Source organism: Marinomonas foliarum (genome assembly GCF_003337275.1).
GTDB classification, from domain to species: Bacteria; Pseudomonadota; Gammaproteobacteria; order Pseudomonadales; family Marinomonadaceae; genus Marinomonas; species Marinomonas foliarum.
The window spans coordinates 1-15,596 of the sequence record NZ_QPJQ01000015.1; the positions used below are offsets into that span (position 1 = coordinate 1).

Genomic DNA, 15,596 nt, shown 5'->3' on the forward strand with positions numbered 1-15,596 from the left:
AGCAGTAGGTGAAGCATCAACCAGATAATCCGATGAGATGCCGGTCTGTCTCACTCTCATGCAAAGGTAAGATCAACCATTTAATCCGCTTACCCATAAAAACAACGGGCGACGCTGTTGTTGATGATGCTTACGTCCAATTTGGTAATAGCACTTGGGACCTTCAGGCCGGTCGTTTTGAGGCAGTAAATCTGTTCCCAAAAGGCAAAGACACCCTTATTGAACACGTAGAAGCAGTAGATGTTTATGAAGCGAACATGACTCGCGGCCGTGAAGGTGATGATACTGGTCAGTTTGCTTTACACTTCAATGCTAGCGAAAGTGTTAAATTTGAACTTGCTACTCTTTATGGCGATCCAAATATCGATGAAACCACAGAAGATAAAGCGACGGCTATCTCTGGTATTAGACCTTCTGTAACCTTTGCTGCGGGCGCCGCGACTATTACAGCGGGCTATGAAAGTGTTAAGTATGATTTGGCAGCAGGCGGTGAAGTTAAAAAATCTGGTTATGCAGTCTCTGCTAATTTTGATGTGGCCGCTGCGAACGTTAATCTTGCCGCAACGTTCGGTAAAGATCATGAAACCGATGAAAAAGTGACTTCTATGATGGCAAATATGACATACGGTAACTTTGGTCTAGGTCTTATTGCTTCTTCTGTCGATGAAGGAACGAGTGATGATCCTTCTTTGTTAACCACTTATATTGCTTACACAGTGCCAGTGTTGGATATTGAGAATGCAACGGTGACCTTTGCTGGTTCATATTCAACGGCTGATAAAGTGGCTGCGGGTACAAATGATAAAGTAACTGCAGCACGAGTTCGATTTAACTATGGCTTCTAGCGTTTAGTTAAAGGTAAGAGCAATATTATTGGTTATTCCCTTTTCTGGTGATATTGCTCTTCATCGTGGTTATTTTCCTGTCCCACTTTTCTTCTAGTACACTTTACTTATTCGAGTGTAGATATCTTTTATCGAATAAAATGGCTTCCCATACAGATTTACGTTATTAAATATCTCACTCTGACACCATGGTGAAAATAAATGAGCCAAAGTGCCTGTGTGAGAGAATGAATTACTTAGCCGTTTCAAATGGGTTTTGATACTGGCTGTTGTCTTCTTCTGGGGTGTCATGTTTTAAATCAGCCAGTAGCTTATCAGTTAATTTATAGCTGTATAAAAAGATGACTAAACCAATGCTCGCACCTATTGCGTTACCTAAGTTGAGTGCATCCCACATGCCTTGAATGACTGCTGGAGTTTGCTGTACAGCGTTTCCTGCAGTGGTTTCAATAAACCCAACCATAGCGAGATAACCCATTGCAATTGCCCCTCCAACCGCTGTTGTCGCTTTATTCGCAAAGGTTTGAGTTGCAAAGGTGACGGCTTCAAGGCGTTTACCTGAGCGTATATAGCCATACTCAATACAATCGGCAATGAAAATACTTGGCATAATCAGAGTGACACCAAGAGCAACAGCTTTGATCATGGTTAAAGCAACGAATGCTTCGATATGTTCATAGCCAATTACCCATGTAATCAAAGACAGAATGCATAGGGCGGCAGAAGCCCAAGCGAAGGTGGCAATTTTTCCAACTTTACGAATACCAATCGGCACTAATGGTGATGCCAGCATAGCTGGGCCAATCATGGCGAAAAGGAATAAGCCGGAAAGAGAGGGATCATTAAATACATCCCGTGCGATATAAGGCATTAAGGTAAAGGCAACGTTAGATCCACCAATAAAAACAAAGGCAAGGATAAACATCAGCAAGTATTTATTACCAGTGACCGTGCCTAATATTTGCTTAAGCGAGGGTATCTCTTGTTTTACTACGTGGCGTTCTTTTACTTTGCGAATGGTTAACATCAGAAGCATGGCAGTGAAGCACATAATGACAGCCGCCAGCGTCCATTTCCCACCGAGTTTTTCGACCAACCAAGGTGCGCTAATCATAGCGATGACCATGCCCACAAAGCCGCCAAAACGCACAAAAGAATAGATTACATTACGTTCGTCTTTGTTGTTGGTCATGATAGTGCCAATAGCGTAAGCGGGGGCATCAGAAACGGTATAGAGCATGCCCCAGCCTACATAAGTAATGAAGGCATAGACTATACGAAGCCACATTGGCTGCTCCGCTAGGTAATCACCGAAGGCAAAGACTAATACGGTAGCAAGAGGAACGGCCCAAGCAATTGCGTTCACCCAAGGTTTGAATTTACCGCCTTTAAAACGACTTCGCTCGACAAGAACAGAAAGAATTGGGTCATTAACCGCGTCCCATACTCTGGCTAAAAGAAAAATAATGCCCACTGTGCCAGCGGATAAACCGAGTACAGAAGTGTAGTAAATGCTGATAAAGATAGTCACAAACATAAAAATAATGTTTTGACCGGTGAAAAAGGTGTAATAGCTTACGCGTTCACGAAAACTGGTTTCATAGTTCGAGTTCGACATAATGGTCTCGTTGTTGTTTTTATTGTTTATTAACTAAGCCCTTCATTACGCATCAGTGATTCGTTGTAATGAAGGGCTTTTTAACAGAGTTAAACGATAATGTTTAAGCTCTTGTTTCCTTGTTATTTAACGAGGCAATAAGTTGCAAAATCTGATCTTCAGAATATTGCTGGCTATTGAATACTGGCAAATTACGTAATGGCATATCCGCCACCATGGACTCCGCCATCAGGCGATCGGCTTGTGCCGCAGAGTCATTCTGATCGCCGCCCATCATTTGGGTAAATACAGAAAGCATGCTTTCAAACAGAGGCTTGCCTAATGGTTCGTTGGCAATGTCACCCAAGGTTGAGTTCACCGTGTAAGGCTTAGTAGGAGTGGGGGCGGGAATGTCGTAACCTAATAACGCAGTGAATGCCGCGTCATTAAAATCACGTTTTGCAGGCTCGAAGTAGGTTTTTAATGCAGCAATGGGCTGTTTCTTTGCCACTTCCGTGTCTAAGGTAATATTGGCGGTATCGCGAATATCTTCTATAGAAGAGCCAATATGAATCTGATATTCATCGCTCTCAGCTATCCAAGATGATTGAGCTTCATCCCAATAGGCAAAGGCACGATAATCCAGCTCAAGCGCGATTTCTTTGCTTTCACCTGGTTCTAAGAAAACCTTTTCGAAGGCTTTTAACTCTTTGGCTGGGCGAGGTAGAGAAGGGGATTTTTGCCCAACGTAACACTGTACAACTTCCGCGCCGGCTGTATCGCCGGTGTTGGTGATAGTGATTTGTAGCCTAATAGCGTCATTTTCTTTAAATGGTGAGTGATCGCCACTTAGTAAGGTTAAATGGTAATAAGTGAAGCTCGTGTAAGACAAACCATGACCGAAAGGAAAAAGTGCTTTCGTGCTGGTGGTATCAAAATAGCGATAACCGACCCAAATAGCCTCGCGGTATTGCACTTGTTTTGTGGTGCCTGGGAAATAAGGTTGGCTTGGTACATCGTCTAAATTTGCTGGGAAGGTTTCAGCCAATTTACCACTGGGGTTTACCTCGCCAGAAAGCACTTTAGCCACCGCTGAAGCACCGGCTTGTCCGCCTAGATAAGCTTCCAGTATGGCGGGTACCTTGTCGACAAATGGTAGAATCACAGGTGCGCCATTTTGCAGCACAACAAGGGTTTTATTGAGCTGTTCGCCAAGCTCAGCGATTAGGTCTAGTTGCACCTGTGGCAGATTTAAATGCTGACGATCAAAGCCTTCTGATTCGTATTTTGGCGTCAGTCCTGCAAACAAAAACACCACGTCTGCTTGTTTTGCTAATTCAATAGCTTTGGCGATTTCTGCCGCGTCTTCTTTATCATTGAGATGGTAGCCAGCAGTGTAACTGACATTATCGGCACCAAACTGTTTTTTGATTTCGTCGAGAGGTTGCTCTAGCTTGAATGGATTAATCTTGGAGCTGCCCGCACCTTGGTAGCGAGTGTTGTTAGCTAATGCGCCAATAACAGCGATTTTCTTTCCTGCGGCAACTGGCAATAAACCATCATTTTTTAACAGCACACAGGCTTCTCCCGCGATTCGCGCAGCGAGATCATGGTGAGCATTTAGGTCAGCTTTGACCTTATCGCTTTCTAAAGACGCTTGTGATTTCAGGATCAGTTCCAGCACGCGAGAAACAGATTTATCCAATGCTTCCATCGTTAGTTGACCGCTTTTAACGGCAGCAATGATCTTCTTGGTATTCATATCGCCAGAGCTTGGCATTTCTAAATGCTGGCCATTCTTGACGCCTTCAACGCGGTCGTTATTGGCGCCCCAGTCAGTAACAATAATGCCTTCAAAGCCCCATTCTTTGACAAGAATGTCGTTGAGCAATTGCTTGTGCTCGGCAGCGTAGGTGCCGTTTACCTTGTTGTAAGAGCACATGACTGTCCAAGGTTGTGTCTGTTTAACGGCTCTTTCAAAGGCTGGTAGATAGATCTCGCGTAGGGTTCTTTGATCGACAATGGCATCGACCGTCATGCGGCAATGTTCATGATTGTTCACTGCGTAATGTTTTAAGCTGGTTCCCACGCCTTGGCTTTGTACGCCTTTGATCCAAGCGGCTGACATGTCGCCAGAGAGTAATGGGTCTTCAGAAAAGTATTCGAAATTGCGCCCGCCCAATGGGTTGCGTTTGATATTGGTTCCAGGGCCAAGTAATACAGAGACATCTTCAGCGCGACATTCTTTGCCTAGCGCGACGCCCATTTCTTCAATCAGCTTGGTATTCCAAGATGCCGCAAGCCCCGATGCGGTAGGGAAACAGGTGGCTTTTACCGCTGCATTTAGACCGACATGATCGCCTTCCCCGGATTGTTTACGCAGGCCATGTGGGCCATCTGTCACCATGATGGAGGGTAAATTTAAGCGTTCAATCCCATGTAGGTTCCAAAAATCCTTGCCGGTACAGAGCATGGCTTTTTCTTCTAGGGTTAGTTCGTCTAAGAGTTGTTTTATTTTTGTATCACTCATCGTTTCATCCTTATTAGATTTGTGGCGATGGCTTCAGACCATCGAGTAGTAGCTGGATTAACACAGGGGTAAGTTGTGGAATGGCCTCTTGTTCAATTTCCATCAAGGCGTCTCGGCGTAGCAGCATACGACGGAAAAAAGTTGGGACGCTGTTAAATAGTGTGACCGCCAAATAGGACGCGGGGACGTCAGCGCGAATGCTGCCTTCTGCTTGCCCTAGGGAGACAATGTCTGTGAGAGATTTGCTGACTGTATCGGGTAATAGTTGGGTCAGTTTATCTCGAAACTCGGTGGGGATACGTGATCCAGCGTAGTAACCATCAAATTCCGCGATGAAGCGGTCATCGTCTGCATATTGGACATCAGAATACGCTTGCATTAGGACACCAAGCCCTTCGAGAACATTGGAAAAATGACGCGCTTTAATTTTGTCTATGATGCCTTCATATACACCGATTTTGCGGGTAAGAACCACCACTAGAATAGAAAAGCCCAAATCGTATTTGTCTTGGTAATAGCGATATAAGGTATTACGGCTCATGCCAGTGGCCGCCGCAATGTCTTTCATTTGAGTATCGGCAAAGCCATTTTCGATAAAAAGAGCTTCCGCAATAGTGATAATTTTGTTCCGAGTGGCCTCGGTTTGGTGAACCATTCTCGTCGTCATAATAAATGTTACACGTGTTATATTTTTTATTAATCTAAGAGGTGGTGGGTTTTTAGTCAATCATTAGTTACCAAAAAAAAGCCTTTGCTCCATCGTCTGAGGCAAAGGCTTCTATATAAAAACAATTAAAATCAATAGTTTGAGATGGAACTAATGGTCATTCAATGACTCGCAAAGCCATTAAATCACTGTCTTTGGTGATGACCAAGGTCGGATCAACGCGCAAGCAGCTGCCAGCGTAGTGCCCCGCTACCGAAAAAGTACACACCTGTGAGCGATAACCTTCAATATCAGGTAGCTTCCATAAGGCTTGGAAAATTTGATCTTGATGGGCAAAACGCCCAGCGGTCTCTTCCATTAAGTCGTCTTCACCGTCGTACAGGCTAATGTTAAAACCACAACGCCCAGCGATAGGTTTACTCACGTAACCGTTGGTTTTTAATGCATCGCTTAATTCAAATGACGATTCCAATAAATAGGGATGGTCTGGAAAAAGCAGCCATAAAACCGGTAAAATCGCTTTATTACTGGGAATAAGCGTCCAAAGTGGTTCATAGACCATTACGTCTTTACGCAATAAAACGTCGACTAAACGTGGTGCCTCACTACGAGGTGCATCGGTTTTGTAGTCGCGAAGGCGTTGTTCATCGTCATCGCATTCGGTACGGATTTGATCCAGTGCCGTTTCCCACGCCCAGGTTTTCCATACCCAACGGATTTTGACACCGTCAGCATCGACTACATCACCGTCTTCGTCCCAACGCAGGCTACTGACACCCTTGATGACTTTGCAATCGAGCCTTGCTTTTTCCATGGTACGTTTCATGAAAAGCGCGTGGTAATTCTCTTCTAAGTCTGTATCCTGCATGATGTGAATCACGCCTTTTACCGCACTGTTTTTCCACGCTTCGATCAATTCATCGACTAATTCTGTCGCAGAACCTTCACCTTCCGCTACGCCATAATGCGTGGCCCATTTGTCTTGAATGATGCCCGCTTCCATGTAGCAAGAGGCTGAGTCGCAGTTGTATTCGTATACCTTGATTCCATTAGCTGACAGACTGAAATCAAAGCGTCCGGTGATCATCTGGTTACGACGGTTATCCCAAGATTGGTGAATCTTCGGCCATAAAGCTGGAGGAATATTAAAGCTAGAAAGCAGGTCATCGTTTTGCAGCACATAATCCGTAGCGTGCATAAACAAGGCGTGCAACTCATTGGTGGCGCGCTTTAGTTCTCGTTCAGCGGTTTCTGTCATCACCATGTATTTGTAGTCGTCTTCCGGTCGGCTGGCGAGTTTGTGTCCGCCCATCATGTCGACAAAGGCTTCTTCCGCTGGATTCGCGACATTTAACCAAGCGCGAGAAGCTTGGCCTTTGTTTGGTACATGGCGAATTTGTAAATCAAACAACGCTGGGTCGTCTGGTTCAATATTTTCTGCGTGCAGGTCATCTTCAGTTTGGATGACCCAACCCATAATGGACGCATCGCCATAGGAGCAACGCAGCCAATAACCACCATCTTTGCTGATACGCGCATCAAGCACGCGAGAGTAATCTTGGCCTTCTTCCCACACTTGATGGCCGACGTTTTGTTCGACCAAGTACAAGCGATCTGGCAACACTTTAGTGACAATAGCCACATGCCCTGTTACTTCAAATTCACCGCCTTCGTTCCAAATTAAAAGAGCACCGACTTCAGGATGACGTAACGAGCCATTGCGAAAGGATTTCAGTGGCAAGCGGCTCTCATCTGTAATGAGCCGAGCTGACGTTAGACGAAAAATATCATAGGCCATAGCAACATCATCAAAGATATAGCCTTTATTTAGATACAACCAACGACGGGCAAACTCCACGCATTGCCACTTGTACCCCATGAAAATTCCATCGACATAGCTGCGATAAGCATGGCGGTTAGGTAACTCATTATCATCGGCGGAATCATAGTCGGAAGAGTAAACTGGCACATTGCCTGGCGCTATACCTAACAGGGTGCCAAAAGGCGCGATTGGCCTGCTGGAGTCAGATGTCATGAGCTTGAATTCCCTCACACGAAATGTGTTCAAACGGGTAAAAGAAAGACGACATACATGCCGTCTGATGCTCGCAATATAGTCCTTGAGAAGGTGACCTGCAAGCACTCTTGGCGCTTATTTTTTGATCTGTATTTGAGAGAAGTTTGACCGACTATTCAGGAAAGAAAGTGCACGAGATTGTTTTTTAAAATAACTGCCCTATGTAGTCTTTATCCTTTCTATAAAGATTGAAAATTATTCTGGAGTTCATAATGAAAAGCACAGAAAAAAACCTATTTAGCCCATTAAAAATGGGAAACCTAGAGTTACCTAATCGTTTTATCATGGCGCCTTTGACTCGCACACGTGCTCCTGGTCATCAGCCAAATGCCTTGATGGCAGAATATTATGCTCAACGTGCCAGCACAGGTTTGTTGATCACCGAATGTACTATGGTGACTGAGGGAACATCAGCCTTTGGCGATGATCCAGGTATATATTCCGCTGAACAGATCGAAGGTTGGAAGCTAACGACAAACGCCGTCCATGAAAAAGGCGGCCGTATATTTATGCAAATTTGGCATGGTGGTCGTGCTTGTCATCCGTTATTAAATGGTGGCAAAGAAGCCGTTTCTGCCAGCGCGATTGAAATCGATGGTGAAACTCATACTCCTGAAGGCAAAAAGCCCTACACGGTACCTCGTGCATTAACCGTGGCCGAAATCAAAGACATTGTGGGAGATTTTCGTCAGGCGGCAATCAATGCAAAAGAAGCAGGATTTGATGGTGTTGAAATTCACGGTGCCAATGGTTATTTAATTGATCAATTTTTGCGTGAAAGCTCTAACCAGCGCACTGATGAATATGGTGGCTCCTTGGAAAATCGTGCCCGCTTCCTAACGGAAGTGATCGAAGCGGTAACAGAGGTATTTGGCAGTGATCGAGTTGGCTTGCGTCTATCTCCGCTCAATAGTTTCCAAAGCATGAAAGAAGGCGACCCACTGGCTTGGACTCGATTTTTGAGTGAGCACTTAAATCGCTTTAACTTGGCGTATTTGCATTTAATGCGTGCGGACTTCTTTGGCGAGCAGCAAGCCGATGTTGTCAGTGTCGCGCGTGACGCTTACAAGGGGCATTTGATGGTCAATATGGGCTACTCGCCAGAAGAAGCCAACCAAGTGCTAGCAGATAATCAAGCGGACAGCGTGGCGTTTGGTAAAGATATTCTTGCCAACCCAGACTTTGTTGAACGCGTTCAGGCGGGCGCTGAATTAAACGAGCCTAACCCAAATACCTTCTATACATCTGGTGCCGTAGGTTATACCGATTATCCATTTATGACTGCGTAGTCTCAGTTAATACAAGCTCAATCTGAAAACGCCAAGGTGAATGCCTTGGCGTTTTTTTTGTTGAAATTGTTAGATAAATTAAATGATTATCTCATCATAAAATTATTCTCATTCAAAGAGGATTGACGAAGGATCCTTAAGTCTTTTAACTTAGTTAAATTTACTTTCGCTTAAGGCAACATATTGTGACCATCTCTTCTACTCTTACTTCCAAATTGCCATCCGTCGGCACCACTATTTTTACCAGAATGTCAGCATTGGCGGCGGAAAAGGGAGCGATCAATTTGTCGCAAGGCTTTCCAGATTTTCCGCCTGATGCGCGATTATTGGCGCGTGCCTCGCAGGCGATTTTAACTGGTAATAATCAATACTCGCCCATGACTGGCTTGCCAATATTGCGAGGTGCGATTGCCAGCTTGGTAGAGCGTCATTATGGTCGAAAAGTTAACGCACTTAGTGAGATTACAGTGACGAGCGGTGCGTCGGAAGCCATTTTCGATACGATTGCCGCCTTAGTTCATAACGGCGATGAAGTGATTTTGTTCGATCCCGCTTATGACTTATACGAGCCAGCGGTGACGTTGGCGGGCGGTGTTTGTAAACGAGTGACGTTAACGGCACCGAATTTTCGCCCTGATTGGCAGGCGTTTGCTGAATTGCTAACGGATAAAACACGCTTGATATTAATCAATACGCCACACAACCCAACAGGAAGCTGTTGGTTGGCTGAGGATTTAGAATCTTTATGGCGAGCGATTGCGAGCCGAGACATCTATGTACTGTCTGATGAAGTGTATGAGTTTATTCATTTTGGTGAATCCGCAGTAAGTGTTCACAAACATGCGGAGCTTTCAAAGCGTAGCCTAGTGGTCTCGTCTTTTGGCAAAAATTTTCATTTAACAGGCTGGAAGGTGGGTTATGTTGTGGCGCCAGCGGAATTAACTGTGGAGCTTCGCAAAGTACATCAGTTTGTTTCTTTCTGCACAGCAACGCCTTTACAACAGGCCTTGGGAGAACACCTAACCGCTGAACCCGAAGCAAGCACTGGCTTGGCCAGCTTTTATCGCCAAAAGCGTGATGTATTGAGAGGCGCATTAGCTAGCAGCCGTTTTAAGCTATTGCCTTGTGAAGGCACCTATTTCCAATTATTGGACTATAGCGCGATCAGTGATTTGGACGACGTAGCGTTTTGCGAATGGCTTATTGATCAAGTCGGCGTAGCCGCGATTCCAGTGAGCGTTTTTTACCAGCAAGCGCCAAGAGATCAGCGCATAATTCGTCTGTGTTTCGCTAAAGAAGAAATTACTCTATTAGAAGCCGCTCGTCGTTTAAGTGAGCTTTAATTAAATAAAAAAGCCAACATCGGTGTTTGTCACCTAGTTGGCTTTTATTGACCGCTTATTTTAGTAGTTATTTAGCTTGGCATGGTTTCGAACGCAGCCACATCGCTTAAGTGATCATCCCAGTTGCCTTTGCTATCCATGAATATATGCGCTTGCGGCGTTATATCGACATCTGTATCTAAGCAGCCTGCCGGTACCACAACCAAACCACGACTTTTCGCATCGGTAGGGACATTGGAGCCACAAACAGAGCAAAATGTACGAGCAAAGTTTGTGTCTTCTAATCGATAAAAGCTGAGTTTGTCTTCGCCGCTTAACCAATTTAAGGTCGCGCCTGGCGCAAAAAGGTTAGCACAATGCGCTGTACCAGAGGTTTTTCTACAACGGCTACAGTGACAAAGGAAAAACTTCTTAAATTCACCTTCCAGTTCAAATTTAACCGCACCACATAAGCAAGATCCAGTATGAAGATGGCTCATTATTGCATGCTCCAAACAAAGAGTTTTTTAATTATACGCCGACTGAAAACATGCCTTCTAAGTCATGTTTTGAATAAGCACGAAACGCCAACATAGTTTCTGTTTTTAAAATGTTATCGATCTGTGCAAGGTGCTGTGTCACCAATTCAGATAGTTGATCATTTGTCTGCACACGAGCAATGGCGGTAATGTCGTATGAACCGCTTACAGAATACACTTCAGATAAACCTTCAATAGAAGCCAATTTTTCAGCGACTTGGTTGATGTACTTTTTCTCAACAGAAAGCATGATAATCGCGGTAACCATAGAATGTCCTTTTTGGATTGTTAATGTACGCTGAGGCTTGAATGAAAAGAGACGTCAGCGAATAGAGGGAATTAAAGCACCTTAAGTGTCTATTTACAAAGGCGCAAAGAGGGAAGTTAAGTGGATAAATGGGAAAGTTAGAACGGCGAAAAAAGTGGTTCTAAGGAGGAAAACGACATGTTTGAGTCATATAGTTTGAAAGGTGAGAAATATTTAGCCATAAAGTTCTATAAGAAAACTTTATAGCAATCGCGAAAGTTATATTTTCTTTGATCTGCTTACTTAACTATTCATTTGTTTACGCAATAGTTTTGAAAAAAAACGCTAGACTCATTTGATTACATATTGGCACGGAAAAAAAACGGTAAGAGATTTAGTGCTTTTGGTATGCTTTATCTACGTCTTGGGGTGAGCATTCATAATGCCTAATACATATAAAATCATTTCTTAGAGGTAGAAAGTGTTCGAGACAAGTACAGCAGAAATAAATAGTAGCGTCGATTTAATGATGTCTATTTTGGGTGTTCAGAATCAAAGCAGAATGGATGCGGAACTCTTAGCAGGTTCCTTTAATTATGATTTGGAGCATCTAGTACAAGCTATTCGACAGCATTTAGGGATGGACGTCGCGTTTTTGTCTCGTTTTCATAACGGTCATCGTGAAATGTTGTATGTCGATAAAAAAGACATTTGTAATGGTTCACTTAATAAAGGTCATAAGGATAAAAACGAAGAAACTTATTGCCAGCTAATTGCCGAAGAAAAACTGCCGAGAATTATTCCTGATACGTCGCAGAATGAAATAACCAAAGCGTTAGCGGTAACAAAAATTTTAAATATAGGCAGTTATATTGGAGTGCCTATCTATCTCTCAGATGGTTATCTTTATGGTACTTTGTGTTGCTTCAGTGAGAAGGCTGATGAGTCATTGACGAATAAAGACCTTTCAATGTTAACGCTGTTTGCAAAAATTTCGGCTCGTAATATCGAAAAAGAACTGACCGCATCAAGATTACGAGAAGCTGCATGTGACAATATTTTTGACATTATAAATAACTGTAAGCTATCCATTGTATTGCAGCCAATCTATGATTTTAAAGCCAAATCTATTAAGGGCTTCGAATGTTTGTCTCGCTTTCAAGTCGAGCCATATCGTTCCCCTGATTATTGGTTCAATCAGGCAAACATATCAGGTGTTGGTGAAGCACTAGAGCTATTTGCTATTGAAGAATCATTAAGTTTATTACCGCTTATTCCTGAACAATATTATATAACACTGAATGTTTCTCCTAAGCACCTTACATCACTTTACTTACAATCTATGTTAGACAAAGCGCCTCTGCATCGTATTGTTTTAGAAGTAACCGAGCGAGAATCTATTCCAGACTATAAGGCGTTTAGAAATGCCATTCAGCACTTTCGAGACAGAGGCATGCGCCTTGCTGTTGACGATGCAGGGGCCGGCTTTGCCAGCTTCCAGCATATATTGGAGCTGGAGGCCGATATCATTAAATTAGATAGAAGCTTAATCGCTAATATCAATTCAGATCATAGAAAGAGAGCCTTGGTTGCCGCACTCATTGGCTTCGCGAAAGAAACCAAAAGCACAGTTTTAGGCGAGGGAGTGGAGACCTTAGCGGAGCTAGAAGTGCTGCAAGAATTGGGCGCACAAAAAATTCAGGGTTATTTCTTCTGTCATCCTCTACCGCTTAAAGACGTGCTGGCTTTTTGTGAGGCTTGAAGGCTTGTTTTAAGCCTTTTTCTGGTACCTATTAAGTGTCACTAATGTACATTTCTTGCTCTTATCTCCCTGTAAAGTAACGTAGTCTTTTCCTATCAAACCAAAGAAAATGGTTTTTATGCACTATAATGGCATGTACTATGCGTGACTTTTATTTTAGCGCTGTGATGATTTGCGGGTTAAAACAACGATGACAAATGGAATGAGAGAGTCTTATGAATACAACGTTTAAAGTGTTACTTGGGATGGGGCTCGGCATCATTGTTGGCTTGATCCTCAATTTAACGGGGCTAAATGCCGATGGGACATGGGCGAACAGTTACTTAACGGATGGCTTGTTTAAAGTCGTTGGTACAATGTTCGTTAACGCCCTGAAAATGCTTGTTGTACCTTTGGTTTTCTTCTCATTGGTCTGTGGTGTGTGTGGCATTGGTGACATCAAGTTACTGGGAAGGATTGGGTCTAAATCGTTCGTTCTTTACCTTCTGACAACGGCCATTGCCATTGCCGCAGCGCTGACTATTGCCACCGCTTTTGGTATTGGTGAAGGCATGAATGCCGAGTCCTCTGTGACCTTCACAGGGAAAGACTCTCCACCATTATCGACGGTATTGATTAATATCGTTCCTTCAAATCCTATTAGCGCCATGGCGCAAGGTGACATGCTTCCGGTGATCTTTTTCTCGATCATGTTTGGTGTAAGCATCTTAATGGTAGGACAAAAAGCTAAGGTTGTTAGCGATTTCATTGAGTCATTAAACGACATAATGATGAAGATGGTCACCATTATTATGGAAGTGGCGCCGTATGCCGTGTTCTGTCTTATCGCTAGAGCCATAGCGGATTTGGGGATGGATTTACTCGCTCAGTTGTTGGGTTATGTATTGGTGCTGATTGGCGTCTTGTTCTTCCATTTATTTGTGACTTTGCAAGTGATCCTGAAAGTCTTGTCTGGCTTGAGCCCAATTACTTTCATGAAGAAAATGCGTAACACGCAAGTGTTTGCTTTTAGTACATCCAGTTCAAACGCGACGATTCCTGTTACCTTGCGTGCGGTGACAAAACGCCTTGGCGTGAAAAACTCGGTAGCGTCTTTTACTGTACCGTTTGGTGCGACCATCAACATGGATGGTACTGCCATTATGCAGGGTGTCGCGACGGTCTTTATTGCCAATATTTATAATGTAGAGCTTGGTATGATGGGTTACCTAACGGTGATCTTAATGTCTGTACTGGCATCGATTGGTACCGCAGGCGTTCCTGGTGTTGGCTTGATTATGCTATCTATGGTGTTTGCTCAAGTAGGCTTACCAATCGAAGGTATTGGCTTGATTTTGGGTGTGGACCGCTTGTTAGACATGATTCGTACTGCGGTTAACGTGTCTGGTGATGCTGTAGTGTCTACTGTGGTTGCTAAGAGCGAAGGACAGTTAGACGAAAGTGTCTACAATGATCCTAATGCGGGTAATCAGTCTGAAATGCATTTAGAAACCAAACAGAGCTAATAACGGTTAGTATCAGAGGATTCTCTGAACAAACGAATCGTCTAAATAGAGAAGAGCGCAGCCCTCAAGGGTAAGCGCTCTTTTTTTACATGCGATACAGAGGTTAAAAACGTGTAACGACAGTCACGCCCGGTGGGTTGATCTTGTCTATGTTGGTTAGCGCTGCAATGGATTCTTCTAGGCTGATGGTGCGGCCAAGTAGTTTTTCTGGGCTGAGTTTTCCTGACTTAATCATCGACAACATGGCATCGTAACGGAACGCCTGCATGCCGTGACTGCCAATAATTTCTAATTCATGAGCGATAACCAGATTCATTGGAATCGGTGGAGTTGCTTGATCTGCTAACAGCAAGCCGACCTGAACGTGCTTGCCTAGCTTTTTTAAACTCTTAATGGAGTTTATGCAGGTTGTTGGGTGGCCTAAAGCATCGATTGATACATGAGCTCCGCCACGGGTGATCTCTTTAATTGCTTCTGTTACATCAGCCACGCTGGTGGCATTAATGGTCGCGTAAGCGCCTAGGGCTTTTGCTAATTCAAGTTTGTCGTCTGTCACGTCCACCGCAATCACATTGGCACCAATGCTGTTGGCAATCATGATGGCTGACAAGCCAACACCGCCACAACCATGCACAGCCACCCATTGTCCTGCACTGACTTTACCCTGATCGACAACCGCTCTAAACGAGGTCACAAAGCGACAGCCAAGGCTAGCCGCTGTGGTGAAGTCTATGCTTTCTGGCAAGGTAACAAGGTTCACATCCGCATTGTGAATAGAGACGTATTCGGCAAAAGAGCCCCAGTGAGTGAATCCTGGTTGTGTTTGATTACCACAGACTTGATGATTGCCACCGTGACATTCAGGACAAGAGCCACAGCCGCTAACAAAGGGCACAGTAACTCGGTCACCGACTTTAAAACGCTGAACATCTTTGCCTACGGCTTCAATAACACCTGCAAACTCATGACCTGGAACGTGTGGCAGCACAATGTCTGGATCGTGTCCCATCCAGCCATGCCAATCACTGCGGCAAACACCTGTCGCTTCAACTTTGATCACCACGCCATGATTTTCTGGCGTTGGATCTTCGACATTCATAATTTTAGGTGTGGCTGAAAAGCTTTCGTAGACAACGGCTTTCATGGTGTTCTCCTTTGGTGATCAATACGTCAGCCTAATAGACTACTGAATATAGAAGAAATTACCTTGCTCTTT

12 protein-coding genes are annotated in these 15,596 nt (G+C 44.0%); 5 read left to right on the forward strand and 7 right to left on the reverse strand.

Annotation, left to right across the window (positions count from 1 at the left end):
- Positions 1-32: 32 nt before the first annotated feature.
- Entirely contained in the window at positions 33-845 is an 813-nt protein-coding gene (locus tag DFP77_RS09435) for a carbohydrate porin (protein ID WP_114412043.1), read from the forward strand.
- A 232-nt stretch (positions 846-1,077) separates the two neighbouring features.
- On the opposite strand, the gene DFP77_RS09440 is transcribed toward DFP77_RS09435, so the two are convergent.
- The 4 genes from DFP77_RS09440 to gss form a co-directional block, all read right to left on the reverse strand.
- Positions 1,078-2,463 carry an MFS transporter gene (locus tag DFP77_RS09440; protein WP_114412044.1) on the reverse strand — a complete coding sequence of 462 codons (1,386 nt, stop codon included), beginning with the start codon at positions 2,461-2,463 and terminating at the stop codon, positions 1,078-1,080.
- Positions 2,464-2,566: 103 nt separating this feature from the next.
- Positions 2,567-4,972: a glycoside hydrolase family 3 C-terminal domain-containing protein gene (locus tag DFP77_RS09445; RefSeq protein WP_114412045.1), complete on the reverse strand. Its 2,406-nt coding sequence runs from the start codon at positions 4,970-4,972 to the stop codon at positions 2,567-2,569.
- 13 nt (positions 4,973-4,985) lie between these two features.
- Positions 4,986-5,627, reverse strand: a complete 642-nt coding sequence (locus tag DFP77_RS09450) for a TetR/AcrR family transcriptional regulator (RefSeq protein WP_258861109.1) — start codon at positions 5,625-5,627, stop codon at positions 4,986-4,988.
- Between the two features lie 169 nt (positions 5,628-5,796).
- Entirely contained in the window at positions 5,797-7,674 is a 1,878-nt protein-coding gene (gene gss, locus DFP77_RS09455; RefSeq protein ID WP_114412047.1) for a bifunctional glutathionylspermidine amidase/synthase, read from the reverse strand.
- 254 nt (positions 7,675-7,928) lie between these two features.
- On the opposite strand from gss, the gene DFP77_RS09460 reads away from it, so the two are divergent.
- On the forward strand, positions 7,929-9,005 hold the full coding sequence (locus tag DFP77_RS09460) for an alkene reductase (protein ID WP_114412048.1): 1,077 nt from the start codon (positions 7,929-7,931) through the stop codon (positions 9,003-9,005).
- Between the two features lie 185 nt (positions 9,006-9,190).
- Positions 9,191-10,348: a methionine aminotransferase gene (locus tag DFP77_RS09465; protein WP_114412049.1), complete on the forward strand. Its 1,158-nt coding sequence runs from the start codon at positions 9,191-9,193 to the stop codon at positions 10,346-10,348.
- 71 nt (positions 10,349-10,419) lie between these two features.
- Here the strand turns inward: DFP77_RS09465 and DFP77_RS09470 are convergent, their stop codons facing one another.
- Positions 10,420-10,827, reverse strand: a complete 408-nt coding sequence (locus DFP77_RS09470; RefSeq protein ID WP_114412050.1) for a GFA family protein — start codon at positions 10,825-10,827, stop codon at positions 10,420-10,422.
- 31 nt (positions 10,828-10,858) lie between these two features.
- The gene (locus DFP77_RS09475) at positions 10,859-11,134 is read right to left on the reverse strand and encodes an Lrp/AsnC family transcriptional regulator (RefSeq protein ID WP_110574507.1); all 276 of its coding nucleotides are present in this window, start codon (positions 11,132-11,134) and stop codon (positions 10,859-10,861) included.
- Positions 11,135-11,594: 460 nt separating this feature from the next.
- Between DFP77_RS09475 and DFP77_RS09480 the strand changes: the two genes are divergently transcribed.
- Both DFP77_RS09480 and DFP77_RS09485 read left to right on the forward strand, forming a co-directional pair.
- Positions 11,595-12,875 (forward strand): sensor domain-containing phosphodiesterase, encoded by a 1,281-nt coding sequence (locus DFP77_RS09480; protein ID WP_114412051.1) that lies wholly within the window; start codon positions 11,595-11,597, stop codon positions 12,873-12,875.
- Between the two features lie 215 nt (positions 12,876-13,090).
- Positions 13,091-14,380: a dicarboxylate/amino acid:cation symporter gene (locus DFP77_RS09485; RefSeq protein WP_114412052.1), complete on the forward strand. Its 1,290-nt coding sequence runs from the start codon at positions 13,091-13,093 to the stop codon at positions 14,378-14,380.
- 103 nt (positions 14,381-14,483) lie between these two features.
- On the opposite strand, the gene DFP77_RS09490 is transcribed toward DFP77_RS09485, so the two are convergent.
- The gene (locus tag DFP77_RS09490; protein WP_114412053.1) at positions 14,484-15,524 is read right to left on the reverse strand and encodes a zinc-dependent alcohol dehydrogenase family protein; all 1,041 of its coding nucleotides are present in this window, start codon (positions 15,522-15,524) and stop codon (positions 14,484-14,486) included.
- Between the last annotated feature and the right edge of the window lie 72 nt (positions 15,525-15,596).

What these genes read in the sequence shown, in the direction of transcription:
- gss (WP_114412047.1), bottom strand. Translation starts at nt 7,674, where the DNA reads ATGACATCTGACTCCAGCAGGCCAATCGCGCCTTTTGGCACCCTGTTA.
- DFP77_RS09460 (WP_114412048.1), top strand. Translation starts at nt 7,929, where the DNA reads ATGAAAAGCACAGAAAAAAACCTATTTAGCCCATTAAAAATGGGAAAC.
- DFP77_RS09435 (WP_114412043.1), top strand. Translation starts at nt 33, where the DNA reads ATGAGATGCCGGTCTGTCTCACTCTCATGCAAAGGTAAGATCAACCAT.
- DFP77_RS09440 (WP_114412044.1), bottom strand. Translation starts at nt 2,463, where the DNA reads ATGTCGAACTCGAACTATGAAACCAGTTTTCGTGAACGCGTAAGCTAT.
- DFP77_RS09485 (WP_114412052.1), top strand. Translation starts at nt 13,091, where the DNA reads ATGAATACAACGTTTAAAGTGTTACTTGGGATGGGGCTCGGCATCATT.
- DFP77_RS09490 (WP_114412053.1), bottom strand. Translation starts at nt 15,524, where the DNA reads ATGAAAGCCGTTGTCTACGAAAGCTTTTCAGCCACACCTAAAATTATG.
- DFP77_RS09475 (WP_110574507.1), bottom strand. Translation starts at nt 11,134, where the DNA reads ATGGTTACCGCGATTATCATGCTTTCTGTTGAGAAAAAGTACATCAAC.
- DFP77_RS09470 (WP_114412050.1), bottom strand. Translation starts at nt 10,827, where the DNA reads ATGAGCCATCTTCATACTGGATCTTGCTTATGTGGTGCGGTTAAATTT.
- DFP77_RS09450 (WP_258861109.1), bottom strand. Translation starts at nt 5,627, where the DNA reads ATGGTTCACCAAACCGAGGCCACTCGGAACAAAATTATCACTATTGCG.
- DFP77_RS09445 (WP_114412045.1), bottom strand. Translation starts at nt 4,972, where the DNA reads ATGAGTGATACAAAAATAAAACAACTCTTAGACGAACTAACCCTAGAA.